At 71.2% G+C, this 21,733-nt stretch carries 16 protein-coding genes; 1 reads left to right on the top strand and 15 read right to left on the bottom strand.

Translation table 11 applies throughout. From position 1 onward, the window contains the following. Window positions 1-2: 2 nt before the first annotated feature. Genes ACWCPW_RS31615 through ACWCPW_RS31605 form a run of 3 tightly spaced genes read right to left on the bottom strand, consistent with a single transcriptional unit; the run spans window position 3 to window position 2,645 of the window. The gene (locus tag ACWCPW_RS31615; RefSeq protein WP_449765014.1) at window positions 3-950 is read right to left on the bottom strand and encodes an ABC transporter ATP-binding protein; all 948 of its coding nucleotides are present in this window, start codon (window positions 948-950) and stop codon (window positions 3-5) included. A gap of 38 nt (window positions 951-988) precedes the next feature. Then, window positions 989-1,798, bottom strand: coding sequence for an ABC transporter permease (locus ACWCPW_RS31610; RefSeq protein WP_449764976.1), 810 nt, complete (start codon window positions 1,796-1,798; stop codon window positions 989-991). Then, a complete protein-coding gene (locus ACWCPW_RS31605) occupies window positions 1,791-2,645 on the bottom strand; it encodes an ABC transporter permease (RefSeq protein ID WP_449764975.1) in 855 nt (284 codons plus the stop codon). Before ACWCPW_RS31605 ends, ACWCPW_RS31610 begins: the two co-directional genes overlap by 8 nt. A gap of 301 nt (window positions 2,646-2,946) precedes the next feature. Between ACWCPW_RS31605 and ACWCPW_RS31600 the strand changes: the two genes are divergently transcribed. Then, window positions 2,947-4,260 carry a TerD family protein gene (locus tag ACWCPW_RS31600; RefSeq protein ID WP_449764974.1) on the top strand — a complete coding sequence of 438 codons (1,314 nt, stop codon included), beginning with the start codon at window positions 2,947-2,949 and terminating at the stop codon, window positions 4,258-4,260. 516 nt (window positions 4,261-4,776) lie between these two features. Here the strand turns inward: ACWCPW_RS31600 and ACWCPW_RS31595 are convergent. The 12 genes from ACWCPW_RS31595 to ACWCPW_RS31540 form a co-directional block, all read right to left on the bottom strand. After that, window positions 4,777-5,826 carry a hypothetical protein gene (locus ACWCPW_RS31595; RefSeq protein WP_449764973.1) on the bottom strand — a complete coding sequence of 350 codons (1,050 nt, stop codon included), beginning with the start codon at window positions 5,824-5,826 and terminating at the stop codon, window positions 4,777-4,779. 292 nt (window positions 5,827-6,118) lie between these two features. After that, entirely contained in the window at window positions 6,119-7,054 is a 936-nt protein-coding gene (gene arcC, locus ACWCPW_RS31590) for a carbamate kinase (RefSeq protein WP_449764972.1), read from the bottom strand. Between the two features lie 162 nt (window positions 7,055-7,216). Beyond that, a complete protein-coding gene (argF, locus tag ACWCPW_RS31585; RefSeq protein ID WP_449764971.1) occupies window positions 7,217-8,218 on the bottom strand; it encodes an ornithine carbamoyltransferase in 1,002 nt (333 codons plus the stop codon). Window positions 8,219-8,318: 100 nt separating this feature from the next. Next, the gene (locus tag ACWCPW_RS31580) at window positions 8,319-9,545 is read right to left on the bottom strand and encodes an arginine deiminase (protein ID WP_449764970.1); all 1,227 of its coding nucleotides are present in this window, start codon (window positions 9,543-9,545) and stop codon (window positions 8,319-8,321) included. Between the two features lie 160 nt (window positions 9,546-9,705). After that, window positions 9,706-11,160: an amino acid permease gene (locus ACWCPW_RS31575; RefSeq protein WP_449764969.1), complete on the bottom strand. Its 1,455-nt coding sequence runs from the start codon at window positions 11,158-11,160 to the stop codon at window positions 9,706-9,708. A gap of 274 nt (window positions 11,161-11,434) precedes the next feature. Then, entirely contained in the window at window positions 11,435-14,035 is a 2,601-nt protein-coding gene (locus tag ACWCPW_RS31570) for a polynucleotide kinase-phosphatase (RefSeq protein WP_449764968.1), read from the bottom strand. Next, window positions 14,032-15,843, bottom strand: coding sequence for a 3' terminal RNA ribose 2'-O-methyltransferase Hen1 (locus tag ACWCPW_RS31565; RefSeq protein WP_449765013.1), 1,812 nt, complete (start codon window positions 15,841-15,843; stop codon window positions 14,032-14,034). Before ACWCPW_RS31565 ends, ACWCPW_RS31570 begins: the two co-directional genes overlap by 4 nt. A gap of 123 nt (window positions 15,844-15,966) precedes the next feature. Next, complete coding sequence (locus ACWCPW_RS31560) at window positions 15,967-16,926, bottom strand: MerR family transcriptional regulator (protein ID WP_449764967.1); 960 nt, start codon at window positions 16,924-16,926, stop codon at window positions 15,967-15,969. Window positions 16,927-17,187: 261 nt separating this feature from the next. Beyond that, window positions 17,188-17,574: a YegP family protein gene (locus ACWCPW_RS31555; RefSeq protein WP_355529452.1), complete on the bottom strand. Its 387-nt coding sequence runs from the start codon at window positions 17,572-17,574 to the stop codon at window positions 17,188-17,190. Then, window positions 17,552-18,268: a phosphate ABC transporter ATP-binding protein gene (locus ACWCPW_RS31550; RefSeq protein ID WP_449765012.1), complete on the bottom strand. Its 717-nt coding sequence runs from the start codon at window positions 18,266-18,268 to the stop codon at window positions 17,552-17,554. The genes ACWCPW_RS31555 and ACWCPW_RS31550 overlap by 23 nt, the downstream gene beginning before the upstream one ends. Before the next feature lie 181 nt (window positions 18,269-18,449). Beyond that, entirely contained in the window at window positions 18,450-19,412 is a 963-nt protein-coding gene (locus ACWCPW_RS31545; protein WP_449764966.1) for a sortase, read from the bottom strand. Beyond that, on the bottom strand, window positions 19,409-21,688 hold the full coding sequence (locus ACWCPW_RS31540) for a hypothetical protein (protein WP_449764965.1): 2,280 nt from the start codon (window positions 21,686-21,688) through the stop codon (window positions 19,409-19,411). Before ACWCPW_RS31540 ends, ACWCPW_RS31545 begins: the two co-directional genes overlap by 4 nt. Between the last annotated feature and the right edge of the window lie 45 nt (window positions 21,689-21,733).

Genomic DNA, 21,733 nt, shown 5'->3' with positions numbered 1-21,733 from the left:
CGTCACCCCCGGTACAGCCTCGCGACCACCTCCTCGATCGCCGGCTCCCGCACGGACACGTCCCGCAGGCCCCCGTCGCGCGCGATCCTGGCGATCAACTCCCCGGCAGGCACGCCGTCCAGCGCGAAGGTGACCCGCCTGCCGTCCGCCTCGACGGCCTCGACCGCGACCCCGGGCATCCGCACGTCCAGCGCGCGCGCCTCGTCCAGGTCCACCACCACCCGCCGGCGCGAGCCGTAGCGCGCGTGCAGGGCCTCCAGCGTCCCGTCGTGCACGACCTGGCCGCGGTCGATCACGATCAGCCGCCGGCACAGGTGCTCGATGTCGGCTAGGTCGTGCGTCGTGAGCACGGTCGTGACGTCCCCGCGCGTGCCGATCTCGGCCAGGAACGCGCGCAGCGACTGCTTGCTGACCACGTCGAGTCCGATCGTCGGCTCGTCCAGGAACAGCACATCGGGACCGTGCAGCAGGGCCGCCGTGATCTCGCCGCGCATCCGCTGCCCGAGCGAGAGTTGGCGCACCGGCGTGTCCATGAACTCGTCGAGTTCGAGCATCGCCCGACACTGTCGCAGCCTGGCTTCGTGCTCGACGGCGGGCACCGCGTAGACGAACCTCAGCAACCGGAACGACTCGCGCAGCGGCAGGTCCCACCACAATTGCGAGCGCTGTCCGAAGACCACCCCGATCCGACGGGCGAGCCGGCGTCGACGGGGCACCGGTTCCAGGCCGCAGACCCGTACATGCCCCGAGGTCGGCGTCAGGATCCCGGTCATCATCTTGAGGGTGGTCGACTTCCCGGCGCCGTTGGGTCCGATGTAGCCGACCGTCTCGCCGCGCGCGACGCTCAACGCGACGCCGTCCACGGCGGCCACCGTGCGCGATTCCCGGCGGACCCGGCCGATCTTGCGCCTGACGGTGAACTCCTTTCGTAGGTCCCGCACTTCGATCATGGTCTCGGTCGTGGTCTGGGTGATGGTCTCGGTCGCGGTCACGATCCCGTACTCCTGTAGTGCCGAATCCCGGTCCGCCACACCAGCAGCGCGATCGTCCACGCGAACGCCGCGACGACCGGGGACAACCATGCGAGCCAGTCCGGCCCGCCGAGCGGATCCGCGTGTCCCGTCAGGAACAGCGCGGGATGATAGCCGACCAGGGCGAGGCCGACCCCGTAGCCGAACACCCGGCGCAGCAGCCCCGGGTAGATCGTCGCCGGATAGCGGGCGAACTCCTTGCCGCCGTAAGTGAACGCGTTGGCCATCTCGCCGGATTCGACGAACCAGAACGCGACACAGGCCCCCAGCACGAACACCGCGGCGAACAGCGCGCAGCCCGCGATCGGGGTCAGCACGAGCAGCAGTACGCGCGCGGGAGTCCAGTGCGGGTCCGCGTACACGAGTACGGCCACCAGCAGCACCAAGGACTGCGCGGCTCGGCCGATCCGGCGCAACGCGAAGTCCGTGGCGAGCAGTTGCGGCAGGACGCGCAACGGGCGGACCAGGATCGCGTCGAGCATGCCCTTGCGCACGTACAGGGACAGTCGTTCGATGTTGCCGACGAACAGGTCGGCGAGGTCGAACGCGAAGACCGCGAGCGCGGACATCACGAGCACCTCGCGCAGCCCGAATCCGCCGACCGTCGGCGAGACCCGGAACACCACGAGAACGACGGCGGCCTCGACGAGCGTGGTCAGCGCGCAGGACGCGACGTCGACGGTGAACGAGGCGCGGTACTGGGTCTGACTGCGGATCTGGGCTCGCACCAGATGCGCGTACGCCTGGATCGTGCTCGACTCAGCCACCCTGGATCACCAGCTTGTCGGTCGCGGCCCGCTGCACGCGCCGCACCACGGGTACCAGGATCGCGACCCAGAGCAACTGGAGCGCGACACTGCCGATCTGCTGGGCGGGGCCGGGACGTTCGACCAGGACGTCGAGCGGGATCTGGAACAGGCCGGGGAACGGGGTGCACAACCACAACACGGCCTGGGCCCAGTCGGGCAGGAAGCGCAGCGGGAAGAAGGTGCCGGCGAACACACCCGAGGCGAGCAGCCACACGGCACCGAGACCGCGCGCGTCGAGCAGCCAGAACGCGCCGAGGTTGACGAGGTAGCGCATCGCGAAGCTGAGCACCGTGCCCAGGGTCAGCGAGAGCACGAAGAGCGGGATCGTGTAGGGACGTTGCGGGATGTACAGGGTGAACATCAGCGCGCCGGCGAGGACGGGTACCACCATCCGGGCGAGCGCCGCGTAGGCGGCCCGGCCGAGGTCGGCGGCCAGGAACGCCTCGAACGGGTCGATGGGGCGCAGCAGGTCGGCGGTCACGTCGCCGCTGCGGACCCGGTCGGCGAGTTCGTTCCACGTCCACACGTGGACGACGCTGAGAATGCCCTGACCCACCCAGACATAGGTGGCCAGTTGCGCCGCGTCGTAGCCGCCGGGCCGGCGGCCGTCCTCGGCGAGGGCGCGCATCAGCGAGTAGATCATCACACCGAAGACGATGTTGGTGAACAATCCGGCGAGGGTTGCCTGCCGGTAGGTGGACCAGCGGCGGAAGCCCGCGCCGAACAGCGCGCCGAAGCGGTACAGCCGGGCCCGTCGGTCCGGCGGTTGGTCGATCCGCAGTGAGCGCGCGGAAGCGAACGACATGGTGAAATCCCTTTCCCCGGGCAGCGTGCGGCCTCGGCGGGGCCGAGCGGGACACGCGACTCCGGGCATACCGAAGTGACCTCGGTCGGAGGTGTGGGGATGCTCACTCTTGGTTTCGTTGCGCCGAGCCTGATGCGTGACGAACGCCGGCCCCGGCCCGCAACACCCCGGGCAAGGCGAGCAAGAGTAGCGGACGAGCGGGGACGATTCACCCCGGTTTTACTGACCCGTACGAGTGGGCACCCGATTTTTTCGCCGCAAAGGATGAACCGATCAGCCCACTCGTGTGACGATCGTGCGCATGGTGCAGCAGTTGGGCAAGGGACAGAACACGCCGGTGGCCGCCGCGAAGGTGAGCGCGGTCTTCGTCTGGCGACCGGGGCCGAGTACGCCGGGTCTGGACGCGTCGGCGCTGTTGTTGGGTGCGTCGGGTCGCGTCTCGGGCGACGCGGACTTCGTGTTCTACAACCAGCCGACCCATCCTTCCGGCGCGGTCCGCCACGCCGGCAAGAACGAGGGGACGTGGTCGAGGGACGCGCTGGAGATCGACCTGGGGTCGCTCCCGCCGAGTGTGGATCGGGTGGTGCTCGCGGCGTCGGCGCACAGCGGCACCTTCGCGGGCATCCGGGATCTGCACCTGTTGGTGAGTGATTCGGGTGCCGAGGTGGACCTGGTCCGGTTCGACATCGCGGACGCGACCGTGGAGACCGCGATGCTCGCGGGCGAGTTGTACCGCCGGGGCGGGGCCTGGAAGTTCCGCGCGATCGGGCAGGGCTACTCGACCGGTCTGGAGGGGCTCGCGACCGACTTCGGCATCTCGGTGACGGCCCCGCCTCCGCCGCCCCCTCGCGTGCAGGCGCCTCCGCCGCCCCCTCGGGTGCAGGCGCCTCCTCCCCCGCCGGCACCCACACCTCCGCCGGCGCCTCGGCTGAACGTCCGCAAGCCCGAGCCGGTACGGCAGCCGCCCGCGCCCACGCCGGCGCCGGCGACCACTCCGAACCGGCCTCCCGTGCGGCTGAGCAAGGTGACGCTGACCAAGGCCTCACCGATGGTCTCGCTCAGCAAGGAGGGCATCACCGGCAGTCGCATGCGGGTGAACCTCAACTGGGTGCAGGCCGCTCCCGGGCGCGGCATGATCAAGCGGCTGATGGGGCCGACCGACCTCGACCTGTGTTGCCTGTGGGAGCTCAACGACGGCACGAAGGGCATCGTGCAGGCGCTCGGCAACATGTTCGGTTCGGCGGACTCGCCGCCGTATGTGTACCTGGACGGCGACGACCGCACCGGCGCGAACACCGCCGGCGAGAACCTGTACATCAACCTCGACCACAAGAGCAGCTTCAAGCGCCTGCTGATCTTCGCCTTCATCTACAAGGGTGTGACGTTCGACGACGCGCAGGCGGTGGTGACGCTGACCCCGGCGACCGGCCCCGAGTTGGAGATCCGGCTCGACGAGACCGGCGGTGCGGCGCGCTCGTGCGCGATCGCGCTCGTCCAGAACCAGGGCGGGGACCTGACGATCCAGCGCGAGGTGCGCTACATCAAGGGCAACCAGCAGAAGGTCGACCAGACCTACGGCTGGGGCCTGCAATGGCGAGCGGGCACCAAGGACTGACAAACAAACCGAACACGGGACCGTGACCCCGGTCGCGGTCGCGGTCGCGGTCGCGGTCGCGGGTACGCGCCGGCGCGGTCGCGGTCGCGGTCGCGGTCGCGGGTACGCGCCGGCGCGGTCGCGCGCGCAGCGCCATGGGTCGCGGTCGCAGGTGCGCCTGCGGGTATACGCGGCCCGGTCGCGGGGGCATGCGCGCGACCGCCGGCGTGCGCCTGCGCCGACACCTGCGTGTGCGCGGTCGCCCGAGGCGACGCAGGCGCGGGCGACGGCGCCCGCACCCGCAGGCGAGCGCTCATGCGGGTGCGGGCGCGCAGCCCACCGTCGCCGGTGCAGTCGCGATCGCAGGCCCACAGTCGCGATCGCGGCTGCATCGCGCATGCCAGGCGCACCGGTCGCAGGCGCAGGTGCGCGCCCCTCACCCCGCCGCCGCGACCGCGCACCCCGGCCCCGCGATCCGGCCCCGCCCCGCCTCGCCCGCGTGTCAGGCCTCGAGCACCAGGTCTCAAGTCGTGCCGGTCACACGTCGTCCGGGTGTGTCCCCTCCGGGCGTACTCCGATCCCGGGCAGGTCGACATACCCACCCGACGTCCACGCCCGGGTGCGCAGTCGCCGTGCGCCGTCGATGCCCCAGAAGGCGAACGCCTCCAGGATCGACTCGGCCGCCGCGACCGCGTGTTCGGTGCCGGGGCGCAGCCATACCTGGCGTCCGTTGCCCGGCACGTTGCCCAGTTCGAGGCGGTCCTGCCCGACCCGGATCTCGACCGTGTGCGCGGGTTCGGCGACATCGCCGAGCACCAACAGGACCGGTTCCACCCACCCGACCAACGGCATGTCCACCACCAGCGAGGACAGTACGCGTGGCAGCGCCTCGCGGAAGTCGGCCCAGTCGCGCGGGTCCGGCCCGAACGGCAGGAACAGTTCCGCCAGGCTCATGTCCGGCCGACTGACGCACCAGATGTAGGGCAACTCGGCCAGGGACCCCGCCCGCTCGAAGCCGTGCCGCTCGAACGCCTCGCCGGCGCGCGTCGGAAACAACTCCATGACGAGCGCCTCGTTCGCGTCGTCCCGAGACAGTCGCAGGGTGATCCGACGCGATCGCCAGCGCAGCCACGCGGCGGGCCCGCCCCGCCACGGCGCGGGCCCCAGCGTCGCGGTCAGCGCCGCACCCAGCCGGGTGTGCGCCGCGTCCAATTCCCGCCCTCGATCGCGAACGTAGGGCACGGCGCCCCACGAACCGGAGCCCGGGCCGTACGCGTATTGACCCGGCACCGACGGGCCTTGGAACCCGGGCACCGGCGGCGGCGGGTCCACCCGGACCGGCAGCGGGGCGCTGAAGCGTACGCAAGGCGCACCCTCGGCGAGTTCACCGGGATCCGCCCGGCACTGCAGCCCGGGTATGCCGGTCTCGATCGCCACCTGCCCGTCCTCGACGCGGCGAGTCTCCCAGCCGAGCCGTCCGGCGGTCTCCTGCAGGGCTTCGACGGACCAGTCCCCCCACTCGGCGCCTCGGGCGGCGAGCAGCGTTCGAGCGAGTGTGTCGGCGGCAGGCATCACGGAGACGGCCATGCTCGACATGGTCACAGGACACGGGCCGATCGGACCAGACCCTTTACCGATCCGCGCTCGAAAAGATCGTCGCCGAACCCGCGCCCCCACACGTGTCCGCCGCGATCCGCATCGCCTCCACCGTCACGCCGACACACACCCGCGGCCGCCCGAAGGCCCCGTCCCACCCGCGGCACTGTGCCCTCGACCGCTCGCCCCTCACTCCCTCGCTCCCGACCCCTCCGCCCCTCGGCCCCTCGGCCCCTCAACCCCTCGGCCCCTCGGCCTCGCCCCCGCCCCCACAACCCGGCCGTCACAACAAACTGGTCTCCGGATACTTGCCGCTGGGCGTGACGATCGTCCCCGCGTTGCCCCGGAGGATCTCCGCGGCCTGATCGAGCGCGCCGATGGCCGCCATGTCGCCGGTCATCTCGACGAAGCGGCAGATCGCGTCGACCTTGGGGCCCATCGAACCGGCCGGGAAGTCCCCCGCGCGCAGTTGCATGGGGGTGGAGTTGGTGATCTCCTGCGCGTCGGGTTGTCCGAATCCGCGGACCACTCGGGGGACGTCGGTGAGCAGCAACAGCACGTCCGCGTCCAGGGCCTCGGCCAGCAGGGCCGCGGTCAGGTCCTTGTCCACCACGGCCTCGACGCCGGTGAGTTGGCCGAGTTCGTTGCGGACCACCGGGACACCGCCGCCGCCCGCGCACACCGCGACCGCCCCGGAGGCGAGCAGTTGCCGGATCAGTCGGGTCTCCACGACCCGCGCGGGCTTGGGCGAGGGCACCACCCGGCGCCACCACTTGCCGTCCGGCTTGACGATCCAACCGCGCTCGTGGGCCAGTCGCTTGGCCTCGTCCTCCTCGTACACCGGGCCGACGAACTTGGTCGGATCCTGGAACGCGGGGTCGGCGGTGGAGACCAGGGTCTGGTTGATCAGCGAGCACACCTGCCTGCCCGGCAGCGCGTTCTGTAGGGACTGGAGCAGCCAGTAGCCGATCATGCCCTGCGTCATCGCGCCCAGGACGTCGAACGGGTAGGGCTGGGTGAGCGTTTGGTCGGCGGCGGACTGGAGGGCGAGCACGCCGACCTGGGGGCCGTTGCCGTGGGTGACCACGAGTTCGTGTTCGCGTGCCAGCGGGGCCAGCGATTTGACCGCCTTTTGAATGTTTTGAAGCTGGATGTCGGCGTCGGGCCTGTCCCCGCGCTGAAGCATCGCGTTTCCGCCGAGGGCGACGACGACGCGCATGGTGGATCCCTTCGGTTCGGGCGGCGAGCGCGAGCGGCCGTCGACCGCTCACCTCGTCGCGGCAAAGCGAACGAGTGGGGCAAATAGGGTGTTCCACAATCACGTGCGGCCCGGGTACCGGTTGGTCCGGTGCCCGGGCCGCGCCGTTCCTCGTACCGCGCTCTAGTCGCCGAGTGTGGCGACCATGACCGCCTTGATCGTGTGCAGGCGGTTCTCGGCCTCGTCGAAGACGATCGAGAAGTCCGACTCGAAGACCTCGTCGGTGACCTCCAGCGCCTCCATGCCGGTCTTCTCGAAGATGTCCTGGCCGACCTTGGTGTGGCGGTCGTGGAACGCCGGGAGGCAGTGCATGAACTTGACCTTGGGGTTGCCGGTGGCCTTCACCACGTCCATGTTGACCTGGTACGCCTTGAGTTGTGCGATCCGGGTGTCCCACACCTCCTTGGGCTCGCCCATCGACACCCACACGTCGGTGTAGAGGAAGTCCACGCCCTTGACGCCTTCCCCGACGTCGGCGGTGTGCGTGATCCGGGCACCGGTCCCGGTCGCGATCTCCTTGGCCTTGGCGACGATCTCCGCGTCGTTCCACAATTCCTCGGGCGCGACCATGCGTACGTCCATGCCCAGCATCGCGGCGGTGATCATCAGCGAGTTGCCCATGTTGTTGCGGGCGTCGCCGAGGTAGGCGAACGAGACCTGGTGCAGCGGCTTGTCCGAGTGCTCGCGCATGGTGAGCATGTCCGCGAGCATCTGCGTGGGGTGCCATTCGTCGGTCAGGCCGTTCCACACCGGCACGCCCGCGTACTTGCCGAGTTCCTCGACGTACTCCTGCTTGCTGCCGCGATATTCGATGCCGTCGTACATCCGCCCGAGCACCCGCGCGGTGTCCTTCATCGACTCCTTGTGCCCGATCTGCGAGCCGCCCGGGTCGAGGTAGGTCACGCCCGCACCCTGGTCGTACGCGGCGACCTCGAACGCGCACCGGGTGCGGGTGGAGGTCTTCTCGAAGATCAGCGCGATGTTCTTGCCGACGAGACGCTTGCGCTCGTTGCCCGCGTACTTCGCGGCCTTCAGGTCCGCGGCGAGGTCGAGCAGGTGGTTGAACTCCTTCGGAGTGAAGTCCAATTCCTTGAGGAAGTTGCGGTGACGCAGGTTGAAGGCCATGGCTCCAGGCTTCTCTTCGTGCGGGATCGAAAGGTCGGTGGACGAGTCGGGCGGGTCGGGCGGGTCGGCCGATTCGTCGACGGATCGGCAAACCGCCAGGTTAGACGGCCTCGCGCTCCACCGGACAGCTCATGCAGCGCGGCCCACCGCGACCGCGGCCGAGCTCGCTGCCCCGGATGGTGACCACCTCGATGCCGTGCTTGCGCAGGTAGGTGTTCGTGGTGACGTTGCGTTCGTAGGCGAAGACCACACCGGGCTCGACCGCGAGCACGTTGCAGCCGTCGTCCCATTGCTCGCGCTCGGCGGAGCGTACGTCCTGGGTCGCGGTCAGCACCCGGATGTCGGACAGGTCCAGGGCGTTCGCGATCGCCTTGTGCATGTCGTGTGCCGGGTGGTCGGTGACCTTGAGCTCCTTGACGTGCTCGCCCGGTTCGATCGTGTACGACGGCAGCATGCCCATGCCCGCGTACTTGGTGAAGGTCTCGCCGTCGAGCATCGTCATCACCGTGTCGAGGTGCATGAAGGCGCGTTTCTTCGGCATGTTCAGGGCGACCACCTTCGTCGCGGAACCATGCTTGAACATCGCCCGCGCGAGCGCCTCGACGCCCTGCGGGGTGGTCCGCTCGCTCATCCCCACCAGGACCGCGCCGTTGCCGATGACCAGGACGTCGCCGCCCTCCATCGACGCGGGGAAGCTGCTCTGGCCCGGGTTCCACACGTTGAAGTCGCCCTTGGCGAAGTTGGGGTGGTAGTTGTAGATCGCCTCGAAGTGCACGGTCTCGCGCCGCCGGGCGGGCATCATCATCGCGTTCACCGCGACGCCGTCGTAGACCCAGCACGAGGTGTCCCGGGTGAAGATGTGGTTGGGCAGCGGCTTGAGCACGAAGTCGTCCACGTCCATCGTGTGGAACGCGACGCTGTGCGGTTCCTGCATCATCTCGAGGATCTCGCGCTTGGTGATCCCGCCCACCAGGTAGCGCACCAGCTCGTTGGTGTCGAAGCCCTCGAACAGGCCGCGCAACTCGTCCACCGCCAGCAGGCCGAACTCGCGTTCGTCGAAGACCCGGTCCAGCACCATCTTCTTGGCCGCCGGCTCGCCCGAGAGCGTCTCGCGCAGCAGGTCGGTGAACAGGTGCACACGAATGCCCCGATCGCGCAGCGCGTCCGCGAAACCGTCGTGCTCCTCGCGGGCCCGCTTGACCCACAAAACGTCGTCGAACAGGAGTTCGTCCTTGTTCGTCGGGGTCAGCCGCTTCATCTCCAGATCCGGGCGGTGCAGGATCACCTGCTTGAGTCGACCGGTCTCCGACTCGACGTGGAACCCCATGGATGGTCCTCCTGACCGTTGCGAACTGCGGTGTGCCTTCCGGCCATCGGGACCGGCTCCGGTTCTGCTTCCGACGGTGCTTCCGGTTCTCGTGCCGTGTGCGCCTGCGGATGATGTTTCCGATTTCGAGGGGTACGACGCGCGCCGGGCGCACACCGCGCTACTCGCGCACGGCGTGGGTCGCGCCCTCGGCTCCGACGCGGGTCGCCTCCGTGCCGCCGGGGCCGTACGCGCCGCGCGCGGCCCTGACCCGGAGGTGGACCGGGATGCCGAGCAGCAGCATGGCCAGGCTCTTGAGCACCGCCTCCGTGCCCGCGCCGTGGAGCATCCACAGGGTGAACAGCAAGCCCACGACGGCGATGGTGAGGTCCTTGGCCAGTGCCGCGCGAGTGACCGCGCGCTCGCCGGTGACCAGCCAGAACAGTTGCGCCGACACGGAGGACAGGTAGGGGATCACGGTGGTGACCGTGGCCAGGAGCAGGATCGTCTCGAACGCGTCCTCGGACCACACGTGGTTCACCGCGACCACGACCGAGGTCAGGACGGCGGCGACCAGGACGCCGAATACCGGCACGCCCGCCCGGTTGAGGGCGGCGAACCGCCGGGGGAACACGCCGTCCTTCGCCGCCGCGTACGGCATCTCGGCGCACAGCAGGGTCCAGCCGTTGAGCGCGCCGATGCCGGAGACGATCGCCATCGCGGCCATCACGCCGCCCCAGGGGCCGCCGCCGAACATGTGGTTCAGCGCGTCGGAGAACGGTGCGGACGAGTCGACGAGTTCGGCGTGCGGGACGGTCCCCATCACCGCGATCGTGCTCAGCATGTACACGGCGGCACAGGCGAGCGTGCCGTGGATCGAGGCCCTGCCGATGTTGCGTTCGGGGTTCTCGACCCTGCCGGCGGCCACGGACGCGGCCTCGATGCCCGAGTAGGCGAACACCACCAGCGCCGCGGAGACCTGCAACGCGCCGAGGAAGTTCTTGCCGCTCGTGTTGAACTCGCCGAAGTTGCCGCTCTCGACGAAGAACAGGCCGACGACGGCCACGAACATCAGCGGGACGACCTTGAGCACGGTGGTCACGACCTGGAACAGGCCCGTGTTCCAGGTCCCGGACAGGTTGATCAGGGCCGGGATCCACAGGCCGACCAGGGCGATCGTGATCTTGCCGGGTGTGGAGTCCCAGTGCAGGAAGTAGTTCACGTAGCCGACCCAGGCCACCGCGATGGCGGCGTTGCCGACCCAGGCGGTGATCCAGAACGACCACGCGGTCAGGAAGCCGGGGAACTCGCCGAACGCGGCGCGGGCACAGGCGTACGGACCGCCGGCCGCCGGGACGCGCGCGCCCAGTGCGCCGAGAATCGCCGCGATCGCCAGGGCGCCGACGGTGACCAGGCCGAGGGCGAGGATGCTGATCGTGCCGTACTTGGCGAGCGTGGCCGGCAGCAGGAAGATCCCGGTGCCCAGGACGCCGCCGACCACGAGTGCGGTCGCCTGCGGGAGGCCGAGGGTGCCCTGCGAGGTCTCGCCCGCCGCGGGTGCGGGCGCCGGCGACGAGGTCTCGGGTGCGGTCGCCGGCGAGGACGTGGGGGTCGTGGGATCCACCACGTGGCTCATCGCTGCTCCTCCGTGTGTCGAGGCGATCCGGCGCCGCGGGTTCGGCTCCGCTTTCCACCACGTTCGGATCCTGCACCCGGAACCGGGCGCGCACCTCCGACACAGGTCACCACCTGCGGCGTCGCTGGAACCTCTCGACGCGGGACCGTCGATCCGCCTCGATCGGCACAGGACACTGAAGCGACATACCCGAAACTTTCCGGCAATCACGCACGCAGGGGCGGCATCCGTGTCGCCACGGATACCGCCCCTGCTGCGAACAGGTGACGCGGACTCAGAGCCTGGGGTCCACCGGCTCCGATTCCAGCGCGAGTACGGCGAAGACCGCCTCGTGCACGCGCCACAGCGCCTCGCCGGCCGCCAGTCGGTCCAGCGCCTCGGCACCCAGCGCGTGCTCACGCAGCGCCATCGAACGCTTGTGGCCCAAGCCGCGATCGCGCAACCGCTCCAGGTTCACCGGTTCGGTGTAGTCGGCGCCGTAGATGATCCGCAGGTACTCCGGACCACGGCACTTGACCCCGGGCTGCACACGTCGGTTCGCCACTCGCGCGGCCTCGCCCGCGAGTGGTTTGACGACCATGCCCTCACCGCCGGCCGCGGTCAGCGCGGTCCACCACTCGACGCCCGCCGCGACCTGTTCGTCGTCGGTGACGTCCACGACCAGTCGACCGGTGGGCGCGAGCAGCCCCGAGGTGTCGGCCGCCACCAGGCGGTCGGCGAGCGCGAGATGCCACGCGTGGTCCCGGCCCAGGTAGGACCCGCCGCGCCCGGCGAGCACCTGGAACGGCGCGAAGCGCAGCCCCGCGAGACCGTCGGTCTCCCAGCAGTACCGGCCGTACGCGTCCACGAAGGCGTGCGCGTTCGCCTCGCGGTCCCGGATCCGGTCGGCGAGTTCGCCGACGTCGATCCCGCGTTCGAGTGCGCGCGCCAGCGCGGCGCCGGCGACCGGCAGCGCGGAGGTCGCGGCCGCGCCCACCGACGCGTACTGCTGCCGCAACAACTCCTGCGCCTTCGCCGACCACGGCATCAGCTCGGCGTCGAACAGCAACCAGTCGGTGTCCAGTTCCGCCCACAGCCCCGCCGCGTCGATCGCCGCCCGCAGGCGGTCCAGGAAGCCGTCGGTGGTGGCGCGGTCGGGGAAGAAGCCGCGGCCGGTGCGGGTCCACACCGCGCCCACGCCCATCCCCTCGTCCACGCCGAACGCCTCGCGCGCGACCGCCTCGTCCCGGCACACCAGGGCGACCGCGCGCGAGCCCATGTGCTTCTCCTCGCAGATCACCGTGGTGACCCCGTCCGCGCGGAACTGCGCGAACGCCTCGGCCGGGTGTTCGAGCAGGCCCGGCAGCGTGCTGGTCGCGCACGGGGCCATCGTCGGCGGCAGGTACACCAGCCAGCGCGGGTCGATGGCGAACCGGCTCATCACCTCCAGGGCCGCCGCCGCGTTCTCCTGACGTACCGTCACCCTGCCCGCGCCGGCCGTCTCGACGTGCCGGCGACCGACCCCGCCGGGGTTCAGGTCGAGCACGTCGCCCAGGTCGAGGGTGCGCCCGTCCCGACCACCGGGGGCCTCCGAGGCCAACGGTCGCACCGGCTCGTACCAGACCTGCTCGGCCGCCACGGCGACCAACTCGCGCTCCGGCCAGCGCAGCGCGGTCAGCTCACCGCCGAACACCGCGCCGGTGTCCAGGCAGATCGTGTTGTTCACCCACACGGCACGGGGCGTGGGCGTGTGGCCGTAGACCACGGTGGCCTTGCCCCGGTACTCGTCGGCCCACGGGTAGCGCACCGGCAGACCGTACTCGTCGGTCTCCCCCGTGGTGTCGCCGTACAGCGCGAAGCTGCGCACCCGCCCGGACATCCGACCGTGGTACTTCTCCGGAAGACCCGCGTGGCACACCACGAGCCTGCCCTCGTCGAGCAGGTAGTGGCTCACCAGGGACTCGCAGAAGTCGACCACCTCGGCGCGGAACTCCTCGCTCTCCGCGGCCAGTTGTTCGAGCGACTCGGCCAGGCCGTGGGTGGTCTTGACCTGCCGCCCCTTGAGCGCGCGCACCAACTTGTTCTCGTGGTTGCCCGGTACGCACAGCGCGTGTCCCGCGCCGACCATGCCCATCACCAGGCGCAGCACGCCCGGCGTGTCCGGTCCCCGGTCCACGAGGTCGCCGACGAATACGGCGGTGCGGCCCAGGGGGTGTACGGCGTCGACCGGGCGCCCCACGTCGTCGCGGGTGATCCCGTAGCCGAGCTCGACCAGCAGCGTCTCCAACTCGGCGCGGCAGCCGTGGATGTCGCCGATCACGTCGAACGGCCCGGTCAGGTGCCGCAGGTCGTTGTATCGGCGCTCGTGCACGATCTCGGCGCGGGCGACCTCGTCCACGCCGGAGAGCACGTGCACCTTGCGGAAGCCCTCGCGTTGCAGGCCGCGCAGCGAGCGGCGCAGGTCCCGGTGCTGGCGCTGGACCACGTGCGGGGGCAGGTGCATCCGGTCCGGGCGCTCGGCGTTGCGTGCCTGGCACTCGGCCTCGGGGATGTCGAGCACGATCGCGACCGGGAACACGTCGTGGTCGCGGGCGACCTTGACCAGGTGCGCACGGGCCTCGCGCTGCACGTTGGTCGCGTCCACGACGGTCAGCCGGCCGGACGCGAGCCGCATCCGGGCGACGTGGTGCAGCAGGTCGAACGCGTCGCCGGAGGCGGCCTGGTCGTTCTCGTCGTCGGCGACCAGGCCGCGGAAGTAGTCGGAGGAGAGCACCTGGGTGGGCTTGAAGTGGGTGCGGGCGAAGGTCGACTTGCCCGCGCCCGTGGTGCCGATCAGGACCACCAGGCACAGGTCGGGCATGGTCAATGCGCGGCGGGCGCTCGCGTCGTGGGTCATGCCGTGGCTCCGGTGCCTTCGTCGTTCGCGGTGGGGGTGGGGATGGAGGCGGGGATGGGGGTGTCGATGGGTCGGGGGGCCTCGGCGGCTCGCGCGGTGCCGGCGGGTTCGGTCTCGGTTCGGGTGAACACGGCCATCTGGGTGGAGGGGCCGACCTCGGGGTCGACCTCGCCGACCGGTTCGAAGCGGGCCGCGTAGCCGTACTTGGCGGCCGCCCGCTCGGCCCACGCGCGAAACGTGGCGCGGTCCCATTCGAAGCGGTGGTCGCCGTGCCGCATGGCGCCGGCCGCGAGGCCTTCGCCGCCCGGCTCCTCGGGGGCGTAGCGGATGTTGTATTCGACGTTGGGCGTGGTCACCACGACGGTGGCCGGCCGGGCCGCGCCGAGCACCGCGTACTCCAGGGCGGGCAGGCGCGGCTCGTCCAGGTGCTCGATCACCTCGCACAGCACGGCCGCGTCGTAACCGACGAGCCGCTTGTCGGTGTAGGTCAGCGCACCCTGGATCAGCCGCACGCGGTCGCGCTGCCGTTCCGACATCCGGGCGAGCTTGAGCTTGCGCTCCGCGATGGTGAGCGCGCGGGTGGACACGTCGACCCCGACGATCTCGCGGAAGCGCGGCTCCCGGAGCATCGACCCGATCAACTTGCCGTCGCCACAGCCCAGGTCGAGCACGCGCTCGGCCCCGGCCGCCCGCAGGGCCGCGAGGATCGCGTCCCGCCGCTGCCTGGCGAGCGTCACGGGCCGCTCGTCCTCATCCGCGCCCGCGACCACGGCGTCGGCGGTCGCCGGCGTGGTCGCGAGCGCCTCCTCCGCGGCGACATCGCCGGCGCCCGCGCCTGCGGGGGCATCGCCCGCGCCCGCAGGCGCGGTCGCCCCGGTCGCGGGGGCACCCGCGGGCGCCCCCGCCGGCGTCGCGCCCACGCCCTCGGGCACGTCCGCGGCCGAAGCGGCGCTCGCGACCGCGCTCGCGACCGCGTCCGCGGCCGACTCCTCCGCCGCCCCCGCGTCCTCCTCGACCTCGTCCGGTACCGCGTTGTCCAGGTTCTCCGGCGCGGTCTCGTCGATCTCGGCGAGCCGCTCGATCGCACTGCGGGTGAGGGTGTGTCGCCGCGAGAGGTACCGGCTCGCGATCAGGTCCCGGTCCGGGTGCGCCGACAACCAGCCCTCGCCGGCGCGGAGCAGCTTGTCCACCTCGTCGGGTGCGACCCAGTAGTGCTTCGCGTTGTCCAGCACCGGCAGCAGCACGTACAACTGCCGCAGCGCCTCCGCCAGCGGCATCGTGCCGGTCAGCGCGAGCCGCACATGACGCGAGTCGCCCCACGCCGGGAAGCGCGGATCCAGCGGAATCGGCTCGATCGCCACCTGCCATCCCAGCGGCTCGAACAGCCGCCGGACCATCTCCTCGCCACCGCGCGCGGGCAGCGCGGGCACCTCGATCTCCAACGGCAGCGGCGTCGCGGGCAGTTCGGGCCGCGCGTCGCAGCGCCCCTGCATCGCGGTACGGAAGACCGTGCCGAGCGCGACCGCGAGCAGCGACGAGGCGGCGTAGGGCCGGTCGTTGACGTACTGCGCGAGCGCGAGGTCGGGCGAGCCCTTGGCGCCCTTGCCCCGCTTGACCCCGCGCGTGAGCGCGATCGGGTCGACGTCGAGCAGCAGCGCCGCGGTGCAGCGCGTGTCGTCCGCCTCGGGGTAGAACACGTGTGCTTCGCCGTAGGTCGTGGAGAACCGTTGCGCCTTCCCGGGATGCTTGTGCAGCAGGAAGCCGAGGTCGGTGGCGGGCTGATGAGTGGTTGCGATGGTCAGGAACACCAGGCCGATTATGTGCCAGACGCCCACGCGCCGACGATCGCTTTTCACCGGTCCGCGCCGGCACTCCGTACCCTCGGCACGCTCTCGACGCACCCTCGCCGTACCTCCCTTCCCGCGGAGCCCTCACCCGCCGACGCCACCGGCAACGTCGCCATCGACGCCACCTCCGTCCCCATCCCCGTCCCCGTCCCCATCGACGTCGACGTCGACGTCGACGTCGACCGACAGTTCCACCGCCATACGGCTCGCCGCCCCAGGCGCGCTCGCGACCTCTCGCGGGCTGTGCTGGCGCAGGCTGCCCAGGTCGATCGACACGTCCCGTTCGGCGGCCGCGCGCACGAGCGCGGCGAACGCCGGGTGGACGGCGGTGCCGTCGTCGGGGTCGTCGTCGGTGACCACGTGGTCCGTGCACAGTTCGCGTCCGGCCGGACGTACGCCGGCGATCGTCCGGCGGCCCGGGACGGACCAGCCCTCGGGAACCGGTTCGGCCAGCGGCAGGCACAGGGCGACCTCTGCCCCGGCCGCGTCGGCGGGGCGTCCCAGATCGAGCCAGAAGGCGCCGGTGGGTGCGATGCCGTCCGCGTGCAGGCTCGCGTACAAGTCGAGCAGGGCGCCCTCGATCGCGACGTCGGCGTCCACGACGTCGCCGTCGGGGCCCTCGATCACGGGTTCGGCGTCCTCGGGCGTCGCGACGTACTCGACGACGCCGACCCACGCCTGGGGCCCGGTCCGGCGCAGTCGCACGTCGTAGTCCACGTCGGCGCCGGCGAGCACCCGCTCCGCCGCCGCGATCGCCCGGTCCTCGCGTGCCCGTTCGGATCGGATCGCCTCCCGGCGCGCCCGCAACGCCTCGTGCGCGGAACCGCCGTCGCCCATCGCGGTGCGGATCGCCGCGAGCGGCACGCCGGCCGCACGGAGCGCGCGGACCAGGCCCGCCTGTTCGAGTTGGCCGATCGTGTACCGGCGGTAGCGCGTGTGCGGATCCACGTCCGCGGGCACCAGCACGCCCTGTTCGTCATACCATCGCAGCGCCTTGACGGTCAGGCCCGTGGCGCGCGCGAAGTCTCCGATGCCGAGGAACATCCCCATCACCTCCCGATCGACCACAGTGCCCTCTCCCGTGACGGGAGGGTCCACCGCGGGGGCACCGGGAGGGCCGGCGCATGCGCACGCGAAGTTCCGTCGGCCGGAACCGGGAGGCCGGCGCACACGCGCGGGAAGCTCCACCGCGCGGGCGTCGGAAGGGCCGCCGCAGGGGCACGGGGATGTCCCACTGCAGGGGCGCCTACCGCAGGGGGGCGCGCCGCCACGATCGTCGCGATCGCGGCGGGCGCGCGGCCCGGATCACCAGTCGTCGGGCTCGGTGACGGTCAGCAGGCGGACGAATCTCTCGTAGGACACCTGGCAGCTCTCCAGGCGCTCGTAGGTGCGGGCCGACAACGCGACGGGAGCGCTGGGTTCCAGAGCCACGCTCCAGAACCAGCCCGGCGCTCCGGTGGCCCGTCCGATCACGGGCACGAGGTCGACCACCCGGCGACGCAGCCGGTCCAGCTCGATACGGCAGGCCCCCGCCGTGACATGGCCCCGAGCGGACCGCGCGAGCACGCGGCCGTTCGGGGCGATGAGCCGCCACCGCACGTGCTGCTCGGCGTCCAGGTGGACGTCGTAGCGCGCGTGCCGTTCCGGCGTACCGTCCGGGGCCCGCGACTCATCCGAAGCGACCGGCGACATAGTCGGCCGTCCGGGGGTCGCGGGGGGCGCCGAAGATCGCGGTGGTGGGTCCGGCCTCGACGATGTGGCCGGGGGTGTTCTCCGCCGCGAGGAAGAACGCACAGTGGTCGGAGACACGTTGGGCCTGCTGCATGTTGTGCGTGACGATCACGATGGTGACGTCGTTGCGCAGCTCACCGATGGTGTCCTCGATCCGCCGGGTGGAGGTCGGGTCGAGCGCCGAGCAGGGCTCGTCCATGAGCAGCACGTCCGGGTCGACCGCCAGGGAGCGGGCGATGCAGAGACGTTGCTGCTGGCCCCCGGAGAGCGCGCCGCCGGGTTGCCTGAGCCTATTTCTCACCTCCATCCACAGGCCGGCCCGAACCAGCGAGGACTCCACGACGGCGTCCTTGTCCGCGTTGCGCACGCCGGTCAGCTTCAGGCCGGCGACCACGTTGTCGTAGATGGACATCGCCGGGAACGGGTTGGGCTTCTGGAAGACCATCCCGACCCGGCGCCGGGTCTCGATCGGGCGGCGGGTGGAGTCGTAGATGTCCTCGCCGTCGAGCAGGACCCGGCCCGCGAGTTGGGCGCTGGGCACGAGTTCGTGCATCCGGTTGAGGATGCGCAGGAACGTGGACTTGCCGCAGCCGGACGGCCCGATCAGGGCCGTGACGGAGTTGGCCGCCATTACGAGGTCGACGCGTTCGAGCACCTTGTGGGTGCCGAACCAGGCGCTGACGGCCTCCGCGGTGAGCGTGGAACCACGCCCGCCGGCGGATTGGGCCGGTAAAGGCTGGGTCTCGGCTGCGGGAGCGAGAGTCGTCGCACCGCTGTCCGGGCTGGTCACGTGCGGAGCCTCCGGGGTGTGGAGTGGGACGGGACGAGAACCGGCGTCAGAGCGTCGCCGGGAGTACGCGAGCGGCGGATTCGTACAGTGCCCACACGACGGCGAGCACGACCGGGGTGCCGAGCAGGAGCGTGACTCGGCGATCGGGATGGCGGCGCAGCGCCCAGGCCAGGACGACGAGCACGAGCGTGAACGCCTGTGCCCACAGCAGCAGTCGCACGCCGGCGTCCGCGTAGCCGCCGGTGCCCTTCTCGTCCGCGCGTAGACCTTGCGGACGGCGGCCCTCCTGGGCCTTGGGGGCGCCCTGCAGTTCGGCGATGACCACGGTGCGGCCGCCGGGCCGGATCCACGAGTCGGCGGTGATCAGCACGAGCCGGTTCTCCCGGCCGGGCGCGAGCACGTCGTCCTTGCCGTTGGTCACATGCCGGCGCTCGATCACCTTGTAGGTGAACTCGCCCTGCTGGGTGGTGGCTTCGATGCGCTGGCCGACGCGCAGTTTGCCGATGTCCTGGAACGGGCCGCCGAAGGTGTGTGCGCGGCCCATGATCACGCTGTGTCCGCCCTGGCCGGGCAGACCGCTGGTGCGCAGGTGTCCGGGTCCCTTGGCGAGCGAGTCCGCGGTGGTGCCCTCGACCACGACCTGTCTGAGGCCGATCGCGGGGATCCGCAACATCGCCACGGGGCTGCCCTTGTCGATGGTGCCGCCGAGCGGACCGACGTCGCGGTAGAGCTCGTCGGAGAGCCGGTCGGCCAGGATGCTCTGGTCGCGCGCCTGTTGGATGTCGGAGACCACGTACAGGTAGCCGACGAAGCCCGCGATGAGCAGCGCGAGCAGCGCGACCGACGCGCCGGCGATCGTGTACGGGTCGGGGCGCCCCGCACCGGGCTTGCTCGCGCTCGCGGGCGGTCGCGCGCCGGTGCCCGCGGGTGCGCTCGCAGGCGTCGATGCGGTCGCGGGGACGGTCGCCGGCGCGGTCGCGGGCACCTTGGAGACGGTGTCGGCGGTCATGCGGCTGCCCCCTGGCGACCGATCAGGCGCAGGACGGCGGCCACCGGTGGTGGCCAGTCGCCGGTGCGGCGCTTGTGCCCGAGCGAGAGCAGCACGGGGCAGGCGAGCAGGGCGGCCCCGCTCACGCACATCAGGATCAGCAGCACGACCGCGGACGGGTCGCCGGCGAGCGCGTCCTTGATCACGTTGGCGACCGAGGGGAAGGGATTGTTGTCGGCGGGCGGAGCGGCCGCGCCGACGGGGGCGGTGGTGGGCGCGGTCGACGGCGCCGCGGTCGGGGTCGTGCTCGGGTCGGTCACCGGCGGGGTGTTCGGGTTGCCCGTGTTGCCGGCGCTCGTGCCCGCCGAGGTGCCGGCGTTGTTGTTGTTGCCGCCCTGGTCGACCGGCGGCGCGGTGGTGGGCGGCGGCTCGCCGGTCCACTTGGGCGCGGCGGCGATCTTCTGCCGGGCGGCGGCGATCTGCTGCTTCTGGGCGTCGCTGAGCGGGATGTAGCCGGGCGGCAGGCTGCCGGGCTGGAAGCTCCCGGTCTGCACCTGGCCGGCGCCGGCCGCGTAGGCGAGGAAGGCGTCGATCTTGGCCGCCTTGGCGGCGGTGAGTTTGTCCGTGGAGACCATCGCCACGTCGGTGACGGTGAGCGGGTAGGCGTTCGCGACCGTGCTCTGGAAGTCGTTGGTCAGCGTCACCCCGTCCGGCCCCGGCTTGGCGGCGGCGAGGCCGGCGCGCACGGTCGCGGGGTCGGTCGGGTCGACGAAGTTGCCCGCCGCGTTGCGAATCTTGGCCACCGGCGTGCCCATCCGGGTGGCCGCCTCGACCGAGGTGATCGCCATGACGCTGTGGAAGCCGTACTTGTCCTGGCCGTCGTCCTTGGGGCCGACGTCGGTCATCGAGCGGTTGGTCGGCACCGAGTTGCCCAGCCGGTTGACGATGTCCTCGTAGACCGTCTGCGGCACGTTCACGTCGACGAGCATCTCCAGGCGGTTGGTGTACACCGCGAGCGGATAGCCGACGCTGCCCACGCGCCACTCGGGAGGACACACCACGTTGTTCTGGTCCGGTGTGCCCGAAAGCCACGCCAGGGTCTCCCGGTCGGAGGCCAGCCACGTGGTCAGCGCCCAGATGGTGTCGTCCTGGACGCCCCGCAGGATCGGGGTCCGGATGTTCCCGGGCCAGTTGCGGGTGTCGTTGATGGCGGTGAACTCCGGGTCCGTCCACAACGACCTGATCGAACCGGGCGTCTGCGGCGCGGCCGGATACGCGCCGGTGATCAGCTTCGCGATCAGACGGGGCGTCAGTTTCATCGACGGAATGGGCAGGTGGGTCTGCACGTCGTCGATGTTGAACGCGAACGCCAGCGCCCCGTTGGTCAGCGGCGCGTACACCGTCTTGGCCTTGTCACGGATGCCCGGCAGCGGTACCGGACGGGCCTGGTCGAGTGCGCCGCCGATCGGCTGCTGGGTGACGCCGATGTCGACCCCGTCGCTGAGGAAGACCTCGCGACCGCTGGGTCCGGAGCCGGCGCTCACCGTCATGTTGACCGCGTTGTTCCGGGCGGAGCACAGGCCGAACACCCACGAGGCACCCGCCTGGGTGAACTCGCCGGAACCGTTGACCGACAGGTCCGGATGCTCCATGCCCGGGCAGGCGTCGGGAGTGGGTACGAAGGACAGCGGCGTGAACGCGGCCTGCCCGGCGGCGAAGGCCAGTTCCATGTCGGTGTCCCGAGGCGCCAGGGTGTCGCCCAGGAGCACGGTCGACAAGGGCCGGAAGGAAGTGGCGGTGCTTGTCTCGTCGGGCATCACGAACACCGCGATCGAGCACGCCTGCCGGTCGGAGCAGCCGAGTTCGGCCAGTTGCAGGGCGGGCCGCACCTGGATCCAGACCTGTCCGGATCCGTCCGCGGCGGTGGGCAGCCCGGTCTGCTTGGTCGCCAGCCCCGGCGGCAGTCCGTCGGGTTGGCCGATCTCCTGGCCGTTCTGCGTCCAGCGCGGCGCCCAACAGTCCCGAGGCTTGGGCGTGGTGCCCTTGCACTGCATCACCACGATGCTGTTGGTCCCGGCGGCGAGCGTGAAGCCGGTCCACTTCACCAGGATGCGCTGGTTGACCAGGTTGGCGCTCTGCGACACGGTCACCGCGGGCCGGCCCGGCTCGGCCGCGCCGGCGGAGCCCGCGACCACGCTCAGCCAGCCGGCGAGCAGGGCCACGCACAACGCGAGAATGCCGGCGACGGACAGGGCTCGCCCGTCCGACGAGGCGGCGGATCGTTCGGTGCCCGTCACGGCGACTCCACTTCTTTCGCCCGCGTTCGGAATCGACTCCCGGCG

The sequence above is a fragment of the Embleya sp. NPDC001921 genome (genome assembly GCF_053594475.1).
Note: the sequence above shows the minus strand (reverse complement) of the source record. Positions and strands in the feature narration are given on the sequence as shown.

What these genes read in the sequence shown, in the direction of transcription:
- ACWCPW_RS31580 (WP_449764970.1), bottom strand. Translation starts at nt 9,545, where the DNA reads ATGGGGTTCCACGTCGAGTCGGAGACCGGTCGACTCAAGCAGGTGATC.
- ACWCPW_RS31575 (WP_449764969.1), bottom strand. Translation starts at nt 11,160, where the DNA reads ATGAGCCACGTGGTGGATCCCACGACCCCCACGTCCTCGCCGGCGACC.
- ACWCPW_RS31555 (WP_355529452.1), bottom strand. Translation starts at nt 17,574, where the DNA reads ATGTCGCCGGTCGCTTCGGATGAGTCGCGGGCCCCGGACGGTACGCCG.
- ACWCPW_RS31560 (WP_449764967.1), bottom strand. Translation starts at nt 16,926, where the DNA reads ATGTTCCTCGGCATCGGAGACTTCGCGCGCGCCACGGGCCTGACCGTC.
- ACWCPW_RS31615 (WP_449765014.1), bottom strand. Translation starts at nt 950, where the DNA reads ATGATCGAAGTGCGGGACCTACGAAAGGAGTTCACCGTCAGGCGCAAG.
- ACWCPW_RS31600 (WP_449764974.1), top strand. Translation starts at nt 2,947, where the DNA reads ATGGTGCAGCAGTTGGGCAAGGGACAGAACACGCCGGTGGCCGCCGCG.
- ACWCPW_RS31570 (WP_449764968.1), bottom strand. Translation starts at nt 14,035, where the DNA reads ATGACCCACGACGCGAGCGCCCGCCGCGCATTGACCATGCCCGACCTG.
- ACWCPW_RS31605 (WP_449764975.1), bottom strand. Translation starts at nt 2,645, where the DNA reads ATGTCGTTCGCTTCCGCGCGCTCACTGCGGATCGACCAACCGCCGGAC.
- arcC (WP_449764972.1), bottom strand. Translation starts at nt 7,054, where the DNA reads ATGCGCGTCGTCGTCGCCCTCGGCGGAAACGCGATGCTTCAGCGCGGG.
- ACWCPW_RS31595 (WP_449764973.1), bottom strand. Translation starts at nt 5,826, where the DNA reads ATGGCCGTCTCCGTGATGCCTGCCGCCGACACACTCGCTCGAACGCTG.
- ACWCPW_RS31545 (WP_449764966.1), bottom strand. Translation starts at nt 19,412, where the DNA reads ATGACCGCCGACACCGTCTCCAAGGTGCCCGCGACCGCGCCGGCGACC.
- argF (WP_449764971.1), bottom strand. Translation starts at nt 8,218, where the DNA reads ATGGCCTTCAACCTGCGTCACCGCAACTTCCTCAAGGAATTGGACTTC.